At 50.5% G+C, this 18,294-nt stretch carries 18 protein-coding genes and 1 riboswitch; of the genes, 8 read left to right on the forward strand and 10 right to left on the reverse strand.

The window, feature by feature from the left end; genetic code table 11:
* Positions 1-20: 20 nt before the first annotated feature.
* Positions 21-560 carry a phosphodiesterase gene (gene yfcE, locus FYJ60_RS05335; protein WP_154457636.1) on the reverse strand — a complete coding sequence of 180 codons (540 nt, stop codon included), beginning with the start codon at positions 558-560 and terminating at the stop codon, positions 21-23.
* 128 nt (positions 561-688) lie between these two features.
* On the opposite strand from yfcE, the gene FYJ60_RS05340 reads away from it, so the two are divergent.
* The 4 genes from FYJ60_RS05340 (at position 689) to FYJ60_RS05355 (ending at position 4,353) form a co-directional block, all read left to right on the forward strand.
* Entirely contained in the window at positions 689-2,029 is a 1,341-nt protein-coding gene (locus FYJ60_RS05340; RefSeq protein ID WP_154457637.1) for a DNA polymerase Y family protein, read from the forward strand.
* 106 nt (positions 2,030-2,135) lie between these two features.
* The gene (locus FYJ60_RS05345; RefSeq protein ID WP_154457638.1) at positions 2,136-2,660 is read left to right on the forward strand and encodes an NUDIX hydrolase; all 525 of its coding nucleotides are present in this window, start codon (positions 2,136-2,138) and stop codon (positions 2,658-2,660) included.
* Positions 2,661-2,737: 77 nt separating this feature from the next.
* Positions 2,738-3,721, forward strand: a complete 984-nt coding sequence (locus FYJ60_RS05350; protein WP_154457639.1) for a GTP-binding protein — start codon at positions 2,738-2,740, stop codon at positions 3,719-3,721.
* Positions 3,722-3,771: 50 nt separating this feature from the next.
* Positions 3,772-4,353 (forward strand): SGNH/GDSL hydrolase family protein, encoded by a 582-nt coding sequence (locus tag FYJ60_RS05355; RefSeq protein WP_205838974.1) that lies wholly within the window; start codon positions 3,772-3,774, stop codon positions 4,351-4,353.
* 58 nt (positions 4,354-4,411) lie between these two features.
* On the opposite strand, the gene FYJ60_RS05360 is transcribed toward FYJ60_RS05355, so the two are convergent.
* Positions 4,412-4,903 carry a hypothetical protein gene (locus FYJ60_RS05360; RefSeq protein WP_154457641.1) on the reverse strand — a complete coding sequence of 164 codons (492 nt, stop codon included), beginning with the start codon at positions 4,901-4,903 and terminating at the stop codon, positions 4,412-4,414.
* A gap of 62 nt (positions 4,904-4,965) precedes the next feature.
* Positions 4,966-5,601, reverse strand: coding sequence for a GTP-binding protein (locus FYJ60_RS05365; protein ID WP_205838975.1), 636 nt, complete (start codon positions 5,599-5,601; stop codon positions 4,966-4,968).
* A gap of 272 nt (positions 5,602-5,873) precedes the next feature.
* Here FYJ60_RS05365 and FYJ60_RS05370 point away from each other — a divergent pair, with 272 nt between their 5' ends.
* Both FYJ60_RS05370 and FYJ60_RS12605 read left to right on the forward strand, forming a co-directional pair.
* Positions 5,874-7,001 carry a uroporphyrinogen decarboxylase family protein gene (locus FYJ60_RS05370; RefSeq protein WP_154457643.1) on the forward strand — a complete coding sequence of 376 codons (1,128 nt, stop codon included), beginning with the start codon at positions 5,874-5,876 and terminating at the stop codon, positions 6,999-7,001.
* Positions 7,002-7,176: 175 nt separating this feature from the next.
* Positions 7,177-7,302 carry a DUF6219 family protein gene (locus FYJ60_RS12605; RefSeq protein ID WP_235903341.1) on the forward strand — a complete coding sequence of 42 codons (126 nt, stop codon included), beginning with the start codon at positions 7,177-7,179 and terminating at the stop codon, positions 7,300-7,302.
* A gap of 105 nt (positions 7,303-7,407) precedes the next feature.
* On the opposite strand, the gene tuf is transcribed toward FYJ60_RS12605, so the two are convergent.
* The 6 genes from tuf to truA form a co-directional block, all read right to left on the reverse strand.
* Entirely contained in the window at positions 7,408-8,601 is a 1,194-nt protein-coding gene (tuf, locus tag FYJ60_RS05375) for an elongation factor Tu (RefSeq protein ID WP_154457644.1), read from the reverse strand.
* Positions 8,602-8,744: 143 nt separating this feature from the next.
* On the reverse strand, positions 8,745-10,874 hold the full coding sequence (gene fusA / locus FYJ60_RS05380; RefSeq protein WP_154457645.1) for an elongation factor G: 2,130 nt from the start codon (positions 10,872-10,874) through the stop codon (positions 8,745-8,747).
* Between the two features lie 14 nt (positions 10,875-10,888).
* Positions 10,889-11,359: a 30S ribosomal protein S7 gene (rpsG, locus tag FYJ60_RS05385; RefSeq protein WP_330579117.1), complete on the reverse strand. Its 471-nt coding sequence runs from the start codon at positions 11,357-11,359 to the stop codon at positions 10,889-10,891.
* A 167-nt stretch (positions 11,360-11,526) separates the two neighbouring features.
* A complete protein-coding gene (gene rpsL / locus FYJ60_RS05390; protein ID WP_154457647.1) occupies positions 11,527-11,940 on the reverse strand; it encodes a 30S ribosomal protein S12 in 414 nt (137 codons plus the stop codon).
* Positions 11,941-12,186: 246 nt separating this feature from the next.
* The gene (gene pdxR / locus FYJ60_RS05395; protein WP_154457648.1) at positions 12,187-13,311 is read right to left on the reverse strand and encodes a MocR-like pyridoxine biosynthesis transcription factor PdxR; all 1,125 of its coding nucleotides are present in this window, start codon (positions 13,309-13,311) and stop codon (positions 12,187-12,189) included.
* Between the two features lie 71 nt (positions 13,312-13,382).
* Entirely contained in the window at positions 13,383-14,135 is a 753-nt protein-coding gene (gene truA, locus FYJ60_RS05400) for a tRNA pseudouridine(38-40) synthase TruA (RefSeq protein WP_154457649.1), read from the reverse strand.
* Between the two features lie 121 nt (positions 14,136-14,256).
* A riboswitch (TPP riboswitch) is annotated at positions 14,257-14,360 on the forward strand.
* Between the two features lie 121 nt (positions 14,361-14,481).
* On the opposite strand from truA, the gene FYJ60_RS05405 reads away from it, so the two are divergent.
* Together FYJ60_RS05405 and FYJ60_RS05410 are read left to right on the forward strand one after the other, a co-directional pair.
* Positions 14,482-15,153 (forward strand): energy-coupled thiamine transporter ThiT, encoded by a 672-nt coding sequence (locus FYJ60_RS05405; RefSeq protein ID WP_154457650.1) that lies wholly within the window; start codon positions 14,482-14,484, stop codon positions 15,151-15,153.
* A gap of 163 nt (positions 15,154-15,316) precedes the next feature.
* Positions 15,317-16,084: an MBL fold metallo-hydrolase gene (locus FYJ60_RS05410; RefSeq protein WP_154457651.1), complete on the forward strand. Its 768-nt coding sequence runs from the start codon at positions 15,317-15,319 to the stop codon at positions 16,082-16,084.
* A gap of 141 nt (positions 16,085-16,225) precedes the next feature.
* Here the strand turns inward: FYJ60_RS05410 and FYJ60_RS05415 are convergent, their stop codons facing one another.
* Positions 16,226-18,211 carry a sodium-translocating pyrophosphatase gene (locus tag FYJ60_RS05415; RefSeq protein WP_154457652.1) on the reverse strand — a complete coding sequence of 662 codons (1,986 nt, stop codon included), beginning with the start codon at positions 18,209-18,211 and terminating at the stop codon, positions 16,226-16,228.
* Positions 18,212-18,294 lie beyond the last annotated feature (83 nt).

Consider the following 18,294-nt stretch of genomic DNA (forward strand, 5'->3'; position numbering starts at 1 on the left):
TGCAGGGCGGACGGAATTACTTAATCAGGATACCGCATCTTCTCTCTGCCTTCCAGGTCTTTCCAGATAAAGCACCCGTTTTCCCAGATCATGTACCCGTGCCAGGAGCCTTCCTTCGGAATGGATACAGAGCCCGGATTCATATAGATATAGCCCTCATGTTTCCGCAGCGCCGGCACATGGGTGTGTCCGCACAGAAGGATTTCACCTTCGGAAAGGGGCAGCGGAGAATCCTCGCTGTAATGATGGCCGTGCGTGACATATACCGTCTGGCCGCCGTCGGCCAGCACAAGATAATCCGCCAGAATCGGGAAGTCCAGCACCATCTGATCTACCTCCGTATCACAGTTTCCCCGGACACAGATATAATTTTTCTTCTCATTCAGCATGGCAAGGACAGCCTTCGGGCTGTATTCCTCCGGGAGATCGTTTCTGGGCCCGTGATAGAGAAGATCCCCCAGAAGAACCGCCTTATCCGGCTTTTCCCGGCGCTGGACCTCCAGCAGCATTCTGCAGTATTTCGCGGATCCGTGGATATCCGATGCTATCATCCATTTCATCCTGCCAGTTTCCTTTCTTTCCTGTTTGTCCGTTTCGTGTTATGATCCAGTAAGCGGAAACACTGTACTGGTTTCCTAATGATAACACATATTCCGGCGGCAGCCAAAAGCAGAAAGGAGAGAGGCGCATGAATCCGTGTATTTTTCACGCAGATGTCAATTCTGCCTTTCTCTCCTGGTCTGCAGTGGAACGTCTGCAGAAGGATCCCGGCGCGCTGGATCTCCGGAAGGTACCCTCGGCAGTGGGCGGTGATATTTCAAGACGCCACGGGATAATAACCGCTAAATCCATCCCCGCCAAAAAATACGGCATCCGGACCGGGGAACCGGTCGTCAAGGCTTTGCAGAAATGTCCCGACCTGATCCTGATTCCGTCATCCTTCCAGACGTACCGGAAATTTTCCTCTGCTTTTATCCGGATTTTGAAACAGCACTGCTCCATTGTGGAACAAGCTTCGATCGACGAAGCTTATCTGGATATGACCGGAGAGCTCCGAAGGGACATGGAAAGAGCGGTCCGCCCGGACAGTTTCCGAAACCCGGCGCAAAACGGGTTTCCCCAGGAAACTGCGCTCTCAGAGGAAGAAAAAATGTGGCGCGCATGCGCATGGCAGGAAGCGCTTTCTATTAAAAATGAAATCCGGGACACCCTGGGTTTTACCATCAACGTAGGGATAGCCAAAAACAGGCTTCTGGCCAAAACCGCAAGCGATTTCTCCAAGCCGGACAAAATCCATACCCTCTATCCGGAAGAAATACCCGCAAAGCTCTGGACGCTTCCCATCGGGGAGCTGCACGGCTGCGGGCACGCCACGGCGGAAAAGCTGGAGCAGATTGGGATTCACACCGTAGGAGACGCCGCGCATGCCGACCGAAAACTTCTTCAGTCCTTACTCGGCGAAAAAGGCGGCATCTATATCTGGAACAGTGCAAACGGGATCAGCTCGTCTTCTGTGCATGCCTCCCATGACGAGGCAAAAAGCATTTCCAACGAACTGACCACCCGCTTTGACATTACAGCCGATAACTTTGAGGAAAATGCCCCTCCCCTGGTTCATCGGCTTTCCGCCAGTGTCGCCCGGCGGCTGCAGAAGGCAGAGCTCTACGGAACAACCGTAGGGATCAGCGTAAAAACCAATGATTTCCGCCGCTATTCCAGACAGCTGAAGCTTCCGGAATCCACCGACAGGGAGAGTGATATTGAAACCATCTCCCTGAGGCTTCTCCGCCAGCTGGTTTTCGGTACCGACGGCCTATTTGCCTCCGGAAAAGGCGTCCGGCTGATCGGCGTTGCCGTTTCCGGCCTGGATCACGGAGACTTCCGGCAGATGAACCTGTTTGACTACATGGAAAACCATCAGGAAGAGATAAAAAAAGCTGAACGGAGAAAAAAACTGGATGATATGCTGCGGGAAATCCGCGGCAAGTACGGAGAAAGTTCCATACACAAAGGAACAGACAGCCGGTAAGCAGCATTGCACCATTCATAATCATGATAAGCGGCAAAAAGCACTTCTGGCCCTGTCATCACTTGAAAGAAATGCATTTGGGGCAAATACAGGAGATATCAAACGCATGGAATATTTTGACGTATACAATGACAAAAAAGAAAAAACAGGAAAGATTCTTCCCCGGAAAAACAGCTTTCTGAAGGAAGGGGAATACCAGTTGATTGTTCTTGGAATCGTAGAAAGAAGCGACCACACCTTTCTGATTACCCGCCGCGCCCTGGATAAAAAGTGGGCGGCCGGGGACTGGGAAGTTTCCGGAGGCGGCGCCCAATCCGGCGAGAGCTCTTTCCAGGCCATTCACAGAGAGATTCTGGAGGAAACCGGTCTGGACATCTCCGCCGCAGAAGGCGGCCTCATTTACACCTATAAGAACATTGATCTCGACCGCGGAGATAATTATTTTGTGGACATGTACCACTTCCGGATGGATTTTGAAGATGGCGATATACATCCGCAGGAATCCGAAACAGAGGGATACGCCATCGTTCCTTTTTCGAAAATTGAAAAGCTGGGAAAAGAAGGACACTTTCTTCACTACGAGCGAATTCTGCAGGGATTTGCCGCTGAAAATTATCAGATACAGGATTGATCCTTTATTAAAGTTTTACAGATGCATTTCTTCTGCTGTTCCTGCGACAGCCTGAATAAAACGGAAAGGACCCGGACTTGATCAAAGCAGACCTGATTACCGGATTTCTGGGATCCGGCAAAACAACCTTTATCCGCGGCTATGCCTCTTATCTCCTGCGTCAGAACCGGAACATTGCCATTCTGGAGAACGATTACGGCGCCATCAACGTCGATATGATGATGCTGAAAGATCTGGAGGGCGATCACTGTGACCTGGAGATGGTAATTGGCGGAAACGACTATGACACGCACAAACGCCGTCTGAAGTCCAAGCTGATTACGCTGGGCATGCTGGGCTATGACCGGGTACTTATCGAGCCATCCGGTATTTTTGACGTGGATGAATTTCTGGACGTCCTCCGCGAAGATCCTCTGGAAACCTGGTATGAAATCGGCAGCATTATTTCCATCGTTGACGCAAAGCTGAGTGACAGTCTTTCGGATGAATCCGAATATCTCCTCGTCTCACAGACAGCCGATGCCGGTGCTGTTGTTCTCTCTAAAACCCAGGATGCTTCTGACGAAGACATCCGAAGAACCATGGAACACCTGAACCGTGCTTTCCGGAAGTTTCATACAGACAGGATTCTTACAGAATCTGATCCTGTGCTGAAAAAGCCCTGGGATTCCTATACAGAAGAAGACTTCCAGACAATCCTGCATGCCGGATACCAGCTCCGGGATCATGTGAAAATGCCTCTGGGCGAAGACAATGCGTACCAGTCTCTGTTTTTTATGAATGTAGACGGGCTTACTCCGGAAACCCTGGCCGCAAGGGCAGGACAGCTTTTTGCGGACAGTTCCTGCGGCCATGTCATCCGACTGAAGGGATACCTGTCTGCCGGAAAAAATACTGAAGATCCATGGATCGAAATAAACGCCACAAAGGATAAAACAGAAATCCGGCCCGCCCGCGACGGACAGGCCGTCATCATCGTAATCGGGGAACATCTGGACAGAGAAAAAATCGGCGCGTACTGGAACTTTCAGTACGGAAGCGGAAGAGAACTCCTCCCGTAAACTGGTATAAACCGCTGTAAAAGAAGATGTACCTGGAAAGGAATTTTTCCATGAAAAATATTGTGTGTTTTGGTGATTCCAACACCTACGGCTATGACCCTCGCGCTGCATTCGGAACCCGTTATCCGGATGGAACTTACTGGGTAGACATTCTGCATGCCAAAACCGGGTGGAAATTCTGGAACATGGGCGTCTGCGGAAGAGAAATCCCTCATACTTCCTTTCAGATTCAGACAGCCTGCGCCGAATTGGCCGCACGGGAGCCGTCCGCAGACGCGCTGTGGATGATGCTTGGAACCAATGACCTTTTATCCGGCGAGCAGATTACCGCAGAGACTGTCGGACTGAGGATGGAGGCCTTTCTTACTTCCCTGCTGAACAGCTTCTCTGTCCGTAAGCTCCGCCTGATCACCCCTGTAAAAATGCGGCAGGGAACCTGGACCACCTCTGCTGTGATTGAGGAATCCGAAAAACTCCAGCCGGTTTTCCGCAGCCTGGCCGACAGGCTCCACATTTCTCTTACACAGACAGAAGGCTGGGAGATTCCCCTTGCCTTTGACGGCGTTCATTTTTCCGAACAAGGACACCGGAAATTTGCCGAAAATCTTCTGAGAGACATTCCGCTTCTGTAACCGGACAGGCCGTCATCATCGTAATCGGGGAACATTCGGACAAAGAAAAAGCAAGCAGCTACTGCAGCCACCTCCCATATGCCAGTACCAGGCATTTGTGGAATTCCTCCTCCGAAAGTCCGAAAATAATATTGGCAATTTCAGCCAGGACCGCCGGATGGTCCGCAGGAATCCGGTGAACCTCTCCGGGCTCTGTCAGGGAAAGCATGCAGCTTCTGTTTTCCTCTTTGACAAATGCCTTGATATGACCGACAATACCTCCCTGCCTGTCAATCTCCTCTGCAAGATTTTTGACAGCCTGCTCCAGTTCCTCTGTCACCTGTGCATAGTCTCCCGGAATGCGGCAGCGAACCGTCCCGATCAGCGCTCCTTCATGTTCGTCAATATCCAGCAGCGGCAGCTGCTCCTGTGTATGTTCATGATCATGGTGGTGATGATCGTGTTCCGCCTCCTGGCAGTGCTCGTGTTCATGGTGGTGATGATTGTGTTCCGCCTCCCGGCAGTGTTCGTGTTCATGAATATGGTGTTCCTCACTGATATGCTCTTTCATCGTCCGGCTCCCTTCTTTTTAATGCTCTGTTTTCCTGTCCGTTCCGGTTTTTCTCTGCTTTCTCACAGCTCCGTCTGTTCAAAGCGGAGCGCCTGAAGGACCTTCTCCCAGAACGCATCCGTATGCCCCTCTACCGCACATACCGGTATAACCTCCGCTCCCGGATGATAGCCGGCAACTTCTTTCTGCACCGTTTCCATCTCTTCCGGAGACACCAGGTCTTTTTTATTGACCAGAATAACATCCGCATCCTTCAGCTGACTAATAACAAACTGCGGCATCGCTCTGACCACTCGTTTCCAGCGCTTTGCGTCTGCCAGTGCCAGAATAGAAGCCTGCTTTCCGGCCTCCTCCCGCAGAACGTCCCGGATATTGTCCGGATAGGCCATACCGGTTGCTTCAATCAGCAGAAATTCCGGGTTCCAGGTATTCTCTATCTGCTTTACAGACTCACACAGTGAAGCCGTGCTGGTGCAGCAGATGCATCCGGCAAAAATATTCTGTACCGTAAAATTTGCGGAACTCAGCAGCTGATTATCCACACCGGCCTCGCTGATTTCATTCTCCAGTATGACAACCGGGGTATCCGTGGATGTCTTATCCTCCGTTCCCGCCCTCCGGATCAGATATTTGCCGAACTGCATCAGAACCGTAGTTTTGCCCGAACCAAGAAAACCGCCAAGAATAATAATTTTCATAGGATCCATCCTCCCTGTATCACCCTGCCGTGCTGTCTGTCACACAGCCTGCCCGGCTGTTCCGCCCGGACAAACTGTTCTGCCTGCTTTCAATTATAAAATGTCCACCTGTAAAAACAAGCCGTACAAAGTCTCCGCAGTGCACAAATTCTTTTGCGTTTCTGCCGTCTTTCTTTGTGTTGTCCTGACAGAGAAAGAAAAAAATCCCTGTGCTATAGTAAAAACAGGTTCTGATAAGCGGAAAACAGACAATTTCTACAGGGAGGATTACAATGAAGGCAAAAATTACAGAAAAAGAAAACTACCTGATGCTTCTGCGGGGAGAACAGCCGTACTGGATCCCCCAGTACACCTTCGGCCCCATGCCGGGAGCCGCGCGTCCCTGCACCAGTATCCTGTTCCAGCTTCCTTTTATTGGTGATTTCCGGAAACACGGAGGCGGCAAAGACGTCTGGGGAGTAAATTATGTCGGATCAGACTCAACCATGCAGGCACTTCTGCCTGAACCCGGCAATTTTATCCTGGATGATATCACACACTGGCATGATGTGATCAAGGCACCGGATCTCTCCGATATTGACTGGGAAGGACAGGTGAAAAAGGGATTAGATGAACTTTATTCCATGGGTGTAAAGCGGGAGGATTCCGCCATTGAATACAACATGCACTCCGGCTATTTTCAGGATCTTGTCGGCTTCATGGGATTCGAGAACGCGCTCTGCGCTATGTATGAGGAACCCGAGGAAGTAGCAGCCCTGATGAATTACATCTGTGACTGGTACACCACGGTAGAGGCAAACGTGATAGACATCCTGAAACCCGATGTCATAGGACTGGCAGATGACATCTCAACCTGGAGAAGCCCGTTTATGTCCGAGCCAATGTACCGGGAACTGTTCTATCCCTGCCACGACAGAGAGGCAAAATTTGCCAGAGACCGCGGGCTTCCGATTACCATGCACTGCTGCGGAGAAGCCATGGAGTTTATTGCGGACTGGGTGGAAATGGGCGTAAATGCATGGGATCCTGCACAGCTCAGCAATGACATCGAGGCTGTACAGAAAAAATACGGAAATAAGCTGGCAATCATGGGCGCGTGGGATGCCCGCGGGCGCCTGATTGAGCCTGACTGCACAGATGAAGAAATCCGCCAGTCCGTCCGCGATACCATGGACAAATACGCACAGGGCGGAGGCTTCGGCTGGTGCGGCGGATACCTTGCGGCCAAGGGCGATGTTGAAATGAACCGCCGCAACGGGGTGCTTTTTGAGGAAGTCAATTCCTATGGAGACACCTTCTACGGATATGGCAGGGATATTCAGGCAGACTTTGCCGGGTACAACGCGAACGCAACTCCAACCGTAGGCGCCGGCTCCGCCATGCAGGGAAGCAAGCAGTAACCTCCGATTTTGCCGGCGCAGGAGCGCAAATAAGCAGCCTGCGCCGTGGGCAGAGCGGCATAACAGGTATAGCCGGAAATTTTCATACGTGCTAAAATAGCCTTGTCAAACAAATTGTTTCCATTGTTTTGCAGCATGCTGATACCTGAGAAAAGAGACAAGGAGGTTAGTGTATATGAAAACTCTTTTGGATGACCACAAGTTTTGGGCCTGTGTTACCCTGCTCGGAATGATTATGGCAATGATTACCGGTCACAAGATGGTCATCGGACATAAGGCAGATTCCGCAGAGGAAGATTAAACGCATATTTCCTTTAAAACGAAATAGGTGCGCCGCCAGGCGCACCCACAAAAAGCCCTGGGAGAAAATCTCCCAGGGCTTCTCTTATCTGTGATATTCCGTGAATTACTCGATGATGGTAGCAACACGGCCGGATCCTACGGTGTGGCCACCTTCACGAATAGCGAAGGTAAGTCCCTGCTCCATAGCGATCGGGTGAATCAGCTCGATAGTCATCTCTACGTTATCGCCGGGCATGCACATCTCGGTTCCTTCCGGAAGAGTGATAACGCCGGTAACGTCTGTTGTTCTGAAATAGAACTGCGGACGATAATTGTTAAAGAACGGTGTGTGACGGCCACCCTCATCCTTTGTCAGAACGTAAACCTGAGCAGTGAATTTAGTATGGCAGGTAACAGTTCCGGGTTTTGCGACAACCTGTCCTTTTTCGATATCTGTTCTGTTGATACCACGAAGCAGGATACCGATGTTATCACCAGCCATAGCAGTATCCAGCAGCTTGTGGAACATCTCAATTCCGGTTGCAACGGACTGCAGCTTGCTCTCGGAAATTCCAAGGATTTCTACCGGGTCATTCAGCTTCAGAGTACCACGCTCTACACGGCCGGTAGCAACGGTACCACGACCGGAAATGGTGAATACGTCCTCGACAGGCATCAGGAACGGCTTCTCGGTATCACGAACCGGAGTCGGGATATGCTCATCAACGGTATCCAGCAGCTCCATGATCTTATCTCCCCACGGACCTTCCGGATCTTCCAGAGCCTTCAGGGCAGAGCCGCGGACAATCGGAGTATCCTCGAATCCATACTCGTCAAGCAGCTCGGTAACTTCCATCTCTACCAGCTCGATCAGCTCGTCATCATCGACCATATCGCACTTGTTCAGGAATACAACCATTGCCGGAACACCTACCTGACGTGCAAGCAGAACGTGCTCACGGGTCTGAGCCATAACACCATCGGTAGCAGCTACTACCAGGATAGCTCCATCCATCTGAGCGGCACCGGTGATCATGTTCTTTACATAGTCAGCATGTCCTGGGCAGTCAACGTGAGCGTAATGTCTCTTTGCGGTCTCATACTCTACATGAGCGGTGTTAATGGTAATTCCACGCTCTCTCTCTTCGGGAGCTTTATCAATATTAGCGAAATCTACAATCTTGTTCTCATCGGTAGGCATTCTGGTTGCCAGTACCTTTGTGATAGCAGCAGTCAGAGTGGTTTTACCATGGTCTACATGTCCGATGGTACCAATGTTGCAGTGCTCTTTGGTTCTTTCAAATTTCTGTTTAGCCATTGTAATACTTTCCTCCTTGAAATGAATACTTAAAAGTATTTATTTATCTGATTCTATGACCTATGCACGATTATATTTCATTTCCTCGTGCTTTGCAAGCGAAACCGCTCTCCTCCACAGGGGAAGAGCGGCTCCGCTGCGGCTTATTTCTCTTTCTTGTTATCCGCCAGAACCTTCTCCTGAACAGACTTCGGAACCTGCTCATATCTCTCGAAGAACATGGAGTAGTTCGCGCGTCCTTGTGTCTCGGAACGAAGGTCTGTGGAGTAACCGAACATCTCGGCCAGCGGAACGAAACCACGGATCATCTTGCCTCCGCCGATATCGTCCATTCCCTCGATATGTCCGCGGCGGGAATTGATATCGCCGATAACATCACCCATGTACTCTTCCGGTGTGGAAACCTCAACCTTCATAATCGGCTCCAGCAGTACCGGCGCGCCCTTCTCCATTGCCTGTTTGAATGCCATGGATCCGGCGATATGGAATGCCATTTCGGAAGAATCGACCTCGTGATAGGAGCCGTCGTAGCAGTCGGCCTTGACGCCTACAACCGGATATCCGCCAAGGATACCTGCCTTCATGGCATCCTGAATACCGGAATCTACAGACGGGATGTACTCCTTCGGAATAGATCCTCCGGTTACGCTGTTCACAAACTCATAGGTCTGCTCTCCATTCGCATCCATCGGGGAGAATTTAACCTTGCAGTGTCCGTACTGACCTTTACCACCGGACTGACGTACATACTTGCTGTCAATATCCGACGGCTTGGTGATGGTTTCCTTATAAGCAACCTGCGGAGCGCCGACATTTGCCTCTACGTTAAACTCACGCAGCAGACGGTCTACAATGATCTCCAGATGAAGTTCTCCCATTCCGGCAATGATGGTCTGTCCGGTCTCCTGGTTTGTCGTAGCACGGAAGGTCGGATCCTCCTCTGCCAGTTTTGCAAGGGCTTCTCCCAGCTTCTGCTGGCCGGCCTTGGTCTTCGGCTCGATGGCAAGCTCGATAACCGGATCCGGGAATTCCATGGATTCCAGAATAACCGGATGCTGCTCATCGCAGATGGTATCTCCGGTAGAGGAGAACTTAAAGCCGATGGCGGCAGCGATATCTCCGGAATACACCTTGGTAAGCTCTGCTCTCTTATTTGCGTGCATCTGAAGAATACGACCCACACGCTCTTTCTTGTCCTTTGTGGAGTTCAGCACATAGGATCCGGAATTCAGGGTACCGGAATATACTCTGAAGTAAGCCAGACGGCCTACAAACGGATCCGATACAATCTTGAATACCAGCGCGGAGAACGGCTCGTCATCCGAGGACTTTCTGGTCACTTCATTGCCGTCCAGATCGGTTCCGTCGATATCCGGAACATCGGTCGGAGCCGGCATGAAATCAATAATAGCGTCCAGAAGCTTCTGGATACCCTTGTTCTGATGCGCGGAACCGCAGAGAACCGGAACAGCCTTGTTCTCAATGGTAGCCTTGCGCAGAGCCTTCTTCATGTCCTCTTCGCTGGGCTCGTTTCCGTCCAGATACTCCATCATCAGGTCATCGTCGAACTCTACGATCTTCTCCACCATCTCGGTATGAGCCAGCTCGCATTCGTCCTTCATGTCATCCGGAATATCAACAACAGAGATGTCCTCTCCCTTGGAATCGTTGTAGATGTAAGCCTTCATCTCAAACAGATCCACGATTCCCTTGAAGTAGTCCTCTTTGCCGATCGGGCGTTCCACAACAACCGGGTTTTTGCCCAGCTTCGTCACGATCTCATGCACGGTATTGTCGAAGTTCGCGCCGAGAATATCCATCTTGTTGACGAATGCGATACGCGGAACATTGTAGGTATCAGCCTGACGCCATACATTCTCGGACTGGGGCTCTACACCGCCCTTCGCGTCGAATACGCCGACTGCGCCGTCCAGTACACGAAGAGAACGCTCTACCTCAACCGTAAAGTCTACGTGTCCGGGTGTATCAATAATATTGATACGGTGCTCCAGGGCTCCCGGCATAGGCTTTGTCTGATTCTGATGTGTCCAGTGACAGGTAGTAGCCGCAGATGTGATAGTAATACCACGCTCCTGTTCCTGCTCCATCCAGTCCATGGTCGCGGTACCTTCATAGGTCTCGCCGATTTTATAGTTTACACCGGTGTAGTACAGAATACGCTCTGTCAGAGTGGTTTTTCCCGCATCGATATGCGCCATGATACCAATGTTCCTGGTTCTCTCAAGCGGATACTGTCTTCCATTGTCAGCCAACAGAACTCCCTCCTTTAGAATCTGTAATGAGCAAATGCCTTATTGGCCTCTGCCATCTTATGCATATCTTCTTTACGTTTTACGGAAGCTCCGGTATTGTTCATGGCATCCAGCAGCTCGTTCGCAAGACGGTCTTCCATGGTTTTCTCGCTTCTCTTGCGGGAGAACATGGTAATCCAGCGAAGAGCCAGGGCCTGACGTCTGTCCGGGCGGACCTCAATCGGAACCTGATAGGTAGCTCCGCCGATACGTCTTGCCTTAACTTCCAGCTGAGGCATAACATTGTTCATTGCCTCTTCAAAAACTTCCAGTGCCGGTTTTCCGGCCTTTGCTTCTGCCTTAGCAAATGCTCCGTAAACAATTTTCTGGGCGGTTCCCTTTTTGCCGTCCAGCATAATGTTGTTGATCAGCTTGGTAACAACCTTATTGTTGTATACCGGATCTGCTAAAACATCTCTCTTCTGAGTATGTCCTTTACGTGGCACGTTACTTCCCTCCTTAATCATAAACGATTAGATCTCAGGTACTCACATTATCAGTATGAAGTGTGTATGTCCCGGCAGGACGTCTATAACCTGCAGCCGTGGAGGTTATTCCGATTTACCGTACATTCTTTTACCATACGCTGCTGTGAGATATTCAACTGACTAAATTACTTTTTCGGTCTCTTTGCTCCATATTTGGAACGAGCCTGTTTTCTGTTTGCAACACCTGCGGTATCCAGCGTACCACGGATAATATGATATCTGGTACCGGGCAGATCCTTAACTCTTCCGCCACGGATCATAACCACGCTGTGCTCCTGAAGGTTATGTCCCTCTCCGGGAATATAGCTGGTAACCTCGATTCCGTTGGAAAGACGTACTCTGGCGATTTTTCTGAGTGCAGAGTTCGGCTTTTTCGGTGTAGCTGTCTTAACGGCTGTGCAGACGCCGCGCTTCTGCGGAGAAGAAAGTCCGATGGATTTTTTCTTCAGGGAATTGAAGCTCTTCTGCAATGCCGGTGCTGTGGATTTCTTTACGGAAGTCTCACGGCCTTTTCTAACTAACTGGTTAAATGTAGGCATTTTTATCCTCCTGTACTGATTTTGTTACGGCTGCTTTTCTTCTGAAAAGGTGGGGAAACAGGTTCTTTTTATGCGCGCAAAAATAGGCGCACGGATCCCTCTTTCCGTCACGCCAGATTAGTATAGCTTTTTCTTCTGTTTGTGTCAATTCCCATTTTGGGGAAAGTGCTTCATAAAAAAAGCTGTAATTATTAGGGCTTTGGGCTTTGGAAGGAAAATGGCTTTTATTCCCAGCACAGGCTGCGCTTAGTTTTCTGTTTTGCCATCCGTGCTCTTCATCTGCCGCCGCTTCCTCCGCACCCGGTTGATATGCCTCTCAAACTCTCCGCCGGAAATACACTCCGCCAGAACATACTGATCAAAAACCGGAACGGTACAGGAATAAAAAGAAATTTTTTCCAGAAATTCCGATGTCCGTTTTTCCGGAAGTACCATGTAACCGGCGCGGACAGAAGGAGCAATGCTTTTAGAGAAGGTATTCATGTAGATAACCGTTTTTTCCGGCTCCAGCGAGAAGAGCGTATCCTCGGCCTTGGTCAGCACGGAAAACTCCGAATCAAAATCATCTTCCACAATAACTGCGTTTCTTGTCTCCGCCCAATATACATACTCATGACGCTTAGAAGCAGAAGCTGTAATCCCGGTCGGATAACTGTTAAACGGCGTCACATGAAGGACGCCGGCCGACGTGCGTGAAAGCGCCCCGCTTAAAATTCCTTCCTCTCCCAGAGGAAGAAATTCGCACTTTGCGCCGTTTGCCTGATAAACTTTTGCAATCTTGGCATAAGAAGGGGATTCCAGGCCGTAAACAACGTTCCTCCCCAGAATCTGAACGATCAGGCTGTACAGATACTCCGCCCCGGATCCAATCACAATTTGTTCCGGCTTGACCAGAATGCCCCGGCTTCTGGCCAGATAGTCCCCGATGGCGCAGCGCAGCTCCGGAAGCCCCTGGTTGGGGGACTTTACCATGATTCTCTCTCCATATTCCGAGAGTACCCTCCGCATAATTCTGGCATAGCCGGAGAAAGGAAAATCCTCGCGCTCTTCCGCGTTCGGCCATCTTCTTTCCATGCTCCCCGATTTTCTGCGCTCTCCTCCTGTCCTGTCTGCCACAGGAAAAACATCGGCCTCCCGGTAAACAACATAGTAACCGCTTCTTTCTCTGGACTCCAGATATCCTTCATCCAGAAGAAGCTCGTAGGCATGCTCTGCCGTAATGACACTGACCCCGGTGTCCACCGCTATCATCCGCTTGGAAGGCATTTTATCCCCGAAGCGGAAAATCTGTCTGGTGATATCTTCCCGGATCTGCCGGTAGAGCTGCAGATAGGCTGGGGAGTGTTCTGTCTTATCAATCTTATATTTCATCTATTCTGACCTTTCCACCCTGCAGTGTCCGTAGGACGGAACCTGTAAATAAGCATGGGGATAAAAGATCATCAGTAATCTACGCTTATCAAACAGAGTCCGCATGCCGGCGCCGTCTGTCCGGCCGCCTGTCTGTCACGGCTTTCTAAAATTGCCGTCATATCCTCCGGTTTTCTCTTTCCATATCCAACTTCCAAAAGTGTGCCTGTCATAATGCGCACCATGTTCTGTAAAAAACCATTGCCGTGAAAAAAGAGCCGGATGTAAGGACCCTTCTGGCGGATTTCGATAGAATCGACAACCCGGACAGTGGATTTCTTCATGTGTGAATTGCCGCAAAAGCTCTTGTAGTCGTGCATACCGGTCAGCAGGGCTGCCGCCCTGCGCATTGCTTCCAGATCCGGCATTTTTTCCAGAACCGTCACATACCTGCGGTCAAATACCGGCTTGGTTTTCCCGAACCAGCAGGTATAGCAGTAGGTCTTTCCGATGGCCTTGAACCGGCTGTGAAACCGATCCGCGCATTGTTTCAGCTCGTTTACGCTGATATCCTCCGGAAGATATCGGTTCATGTATTCCTGAATCTGGCTTTCATTCATATCCGTGTCCAGAATCACATTTGCCGTCATAGCCCGCGCATGCACTCCAGCATCTGTCCTGCCGGCGCCGATCACCACGACAGGGTGATCCTCCGGTGCCTGGACCATGCGGCCCAAAACAGTCTCCAGCTTCCCCTGAATCGTCATCGGCTGTCCGGGCTGATGCTCCCACCCATAATATCTGGTGCCATCATAACTGATTATCATTTTATAATTTTTCTTCATTAATCTTCCTCATTTATTCCTGCCTGAAAAGCTAATGTTCTATCATCATACTTCTTTTTAAGGATAAAAACAAAAAGATTGACGCTTCTTTGAATTCTGCTATACTGAAAACGTAATTCAAATACCCTGCTGGGGGAGCGAATGCTGAGAGTGCCGCAATTATGCGGCAGACCCTTATTACCTGATCCGGATAATACCGGCGAAGGGAAGCCAGACAGCCGAAAATCCACGTGATGTCTTGCGTACATGGAAGTTATGTTTCATATGTGCAAAGGCATACACCGTTTCGTCTGCGTATCTCTGATTTCAGTCTCCTCCTGCGGACTTCATGTGAGGAGGTTTTTTTATGTCTGTTTTTGCTACACTTGGAAGTGACGGTTCTTATCAGCTTACGCAGGCCGGGTATCTGCTTATTATCGCAATCATGGTCGGGGCAATGCTGCTGGTATGCCTGATCCGCCGCCCGGATGAAAAAGGATCATTGGGAACGAGGAAGCTGGTATTTTCCGCCATGGCCATAGCCCTCGCAACTGTGGCGTCCATGATAAAGTTTTTCCACCTTCCCATGGGCGGGAGCATTACCTTATTCTCCATGCTGCTGGTCTCCCTGATCGGTTACTGGTACGGTCTCGGAACCGGGCTTTTCGCCGGGCTCGCTTACGGTCTGCTGCAGTTGGTCATTGATCCCTATATTCTGTCTCTTCCCCAGATGCTGGTAGATTATGTATTCGCTTTTATGGCGCTTGGTCTTTCCGGCGTATTCTGCCATGCGAAGCACGGGTTGCTGAAGGGCTATCTTCTGGGCGTTGTCGGCCGGTATTTTTTCGCGGTTCTCTCCGGATATATCTTCTTCGGCAGCTACGGGAATGAATACGGGATGTCTGCCCTGGGCTACTCTCTTGCCTACAACGCCATCTATATTTTCACCGAGTGCGCTCTGACTGTCATCCTTCTTCTGATTCCCGCTGTCAGCAAGGCCATGGCAAGAGTCAAAAGCATGGCGCTGGGGCAGTCCTGACTGCCCGGTTCAGCGAAAGGTTCTGTTGTTTTTTGTTGATTTCTCTGTTCTCCTGTGTTTTTCTGTGCTATAGTAGCTGTAAGACAGAACTGAAGAGAAAGCGCCGGATTTTTCGACCAATTCCAGCAGGATCCGGGTGTTTCTCTGCCAAAGGAGAACAGACATGTTAATCCATTTCTACAGAAATTCTACAATGAAACTGGAGTACGGCGGAAAAAATTTTCTGGTGGATCCGATGTTCCGGAAAAAAGGAACCGTTCACAAACTCGGCCCTACCCTCTATCCGGAAAAGCCCCCGCTGATTGATCTTCCGGAGGACGGGAAAACCATCGCAGACGGAATTGACGCCGTCCTTCTGACCCATCTGCACCCCGGACACTTTGACCAGGAGGCTGCCGACCTGATTCCGAAGGATCTTCCTTTTTTTGTCCAGAACCTGAACGATAAGGATCTCTCCAGAAAATACGGCATGAGCAAGACACAGACCATTGACATGACCCTGGATACCCATCTGGATGATGTCCGGATTATCCGCACAGCCGGACTTCACGGCAACGGCAAAATCATGCATGTAATTAACACCATGCAGAATTCCAGCGGAATTGTGCTGAAAAAAGAAAACGAAAAGACCGTTTTCATCACCGGAGACACAGTTTACTGCTCCGGCGTAGAAGCCGCCCTCGGTTACCATCCGGATGTCATTATTGCCTATCTCGGGGCAAATCAGGGCGAGGGTATGCAGCTTACCATGGGTACGGAAGATCTGGATAAACTCCAGGCCGCCGCGCCGAATGCGAAAATTGTTGCTGTCCATATGGAAACCTTTGAAAATCAGCCTCTCTCCAGGCAGGAGGTACGCGCTTACGCGGAATCGCACAATTTCTCTGACCGGGTGATCATTCCCGAAAATGGAGAGACTATCACCCTCTGACATCAGCGCGCCGACAGGCGCACCACTTAAACAGTAAAAAATAGCAGAGCTTACGGATTCATTCCGTTGGCTCTGCCGTTTTTTATCTTCTTCCTCACCTCTGTCAAAACACGTACGGCTTATTCCTGGGCTTTTGCACCATTACAGAAGGCTCCCGAACCGGATAAACAAGGGAGCAAAAACCAGAGAAACCACCGTCATCAGTTTAATTAGAATATTGATGGACGGGCCGGAGGTATCCTTAAACGGATCGCCCACGGTATCTCCGACTACGGCAGCATGATGTGCCTCGCTTCCCTTTCCGCCGAAATGGCCGCTCTCTATGTATTTCTTTGCGTTATCCCAGGCTCCTCCGGAATTACTCATAAAAATTGCCATTAAAACACCGGTAAGCAGAGCTCCTGCCAGCATGCCGCCCAGGGCATTCGTCCCCAGCACCAGTCCGACGACAATCGGTGCGGCCGCCGCCATAATTCCGGGAGCGATCATTTCGTGAAGAGCCGCCTGCGTGGATATCCCCACACAGGACTTGTAATCCGCGCGGCTGGTACCGGCAAGGATACCCGGATCCGCATAAAACTGCCGGCGTACCTCCTCAATCATCTTGTAAGCCGCCCTGGAAACAGACTCCATGGTAAGCGCAGAAAACAGGAAAGTCAGCATACCTCCGATAAACAGGCCGATGATAACTCTGGGATCCATAATATCTATTTTCTTCAGCTGCACAGCCTGCGCGTAGGACACGAACAGCGCCAGCGCCGTAAGCGCGGCCGACCCGATGGCGAAGCCTTTTCCGATGGCTGCCGTTGTATTGCCGACGGAATCCAGCGTGTCGGTAATATCCCTGACGCTTTCGTCCAGCCCGGACATTTCGGCAATTCCTCCTGCGTTGTCGGCAATCGGGCCATAGGCATCAACAGCAATAGTGCTTCCTGTTGTTGCCAGCATGCCTACCGCGGCAAGGGCAATGCCGTACAGTCCTGCAACCGCATAGGATACAAAGATGCCCACGCAGATGCAGAGGATCGGGATCACTGTGGAACGCATACCGACAGCCAGTCCGGTGATTATCGTTGTTCCGGCTCCTGTCTCCGACTGCTCCGCAATACGCTTGACGGATTTATATTTATCCGACGTGTACAGTTCCGTCATCTGCCCGATCACAAATCCCACCAGGAGACCGAAAATAATAGCGACAGCTTCTGTAAATCCTCCAAACATCACCTTGCTGAGAATCAGCGAAACAACCACAACAATCGCGTAGGCGACATAGTTCCCGGTATTCAGGGCTTTCTGAGGATTGCCTCCTTCCTTTCCCCGCACAAAGAAGGTTCCGATGATGGAAGCGGCAATTCCGGCAGCCGCAAGAAACAGCGGATAAAGAGCGCCGGATGTACTGTAAGCCGCCAGTCCGAGTGTAATGGCAGAAACCAGGGCTCCTACATAAGACTCAAACAGGTCGGCACCCATTCCGGCCACATCCCCCACATTATCACCCACGTTATCGGCAATAACCGCGGGATTGCGGGGATCATCCTCCGGAATATTATTTTCCACTTTACCGACCAGATCCGCGCCTACGTCCGCCGCCTTTGTATAGATTCCTCCGCCGACACGGGCAAAAAGCGCCACTGAAGATGCTCCGAGACTGTAACCGAACAGGACATTGGTATCCCCTGTCAGGTAATAAATAATACTGGCACCAAAGACACCCAGGCCGACCACGCAGAATCCCATAACCGCGCCGCCATGATAAGCAACGGAAAGTGCTTTTGACATTCCTGAAGTTCTGGCAGCATTGGCGGTCCGGACATTGGCCAGGGTAGCCACCTTCATACCGAAAAAACCTGCCAGCACAGAAAACGCTGCCCCCACCAGAAAACAGCAGGCTTCCAGCCAGTTATGAAGAGCAAACCCCAGTATGAAGAACAGCACGGCGGCAAAAATAATAAGGACTCTATACTCTGAAAGAAGAAAAGCACTGGCTCCCTCGCGGATTGCAGACGCAATCTCCTTCATCTTATCCGTCCCGTCGTCTTCCTTTTTCACAAGGTTTGCCATGACCAGGGCAAACAGCAGAGCAAGAATGCCGGCCAAAGGGACTAGAACAACAGCTGCATGGAACATTTTTTCTTCCCTCCTTTGAAAATAATTCTTAATGTTTTTTATTTTTCTTTTAGAAACTATACACAGGCGTGACACATTTTACT

It is taken from the genome of Bilifractor porci (assembly GCF_009696005.1).
Taxonomy (GTDB): Bacteria; Bacillota; Clostridia; order Lachnospirales; family Lachnospiraceae; genus Bilifractor; species Bilifractor porci.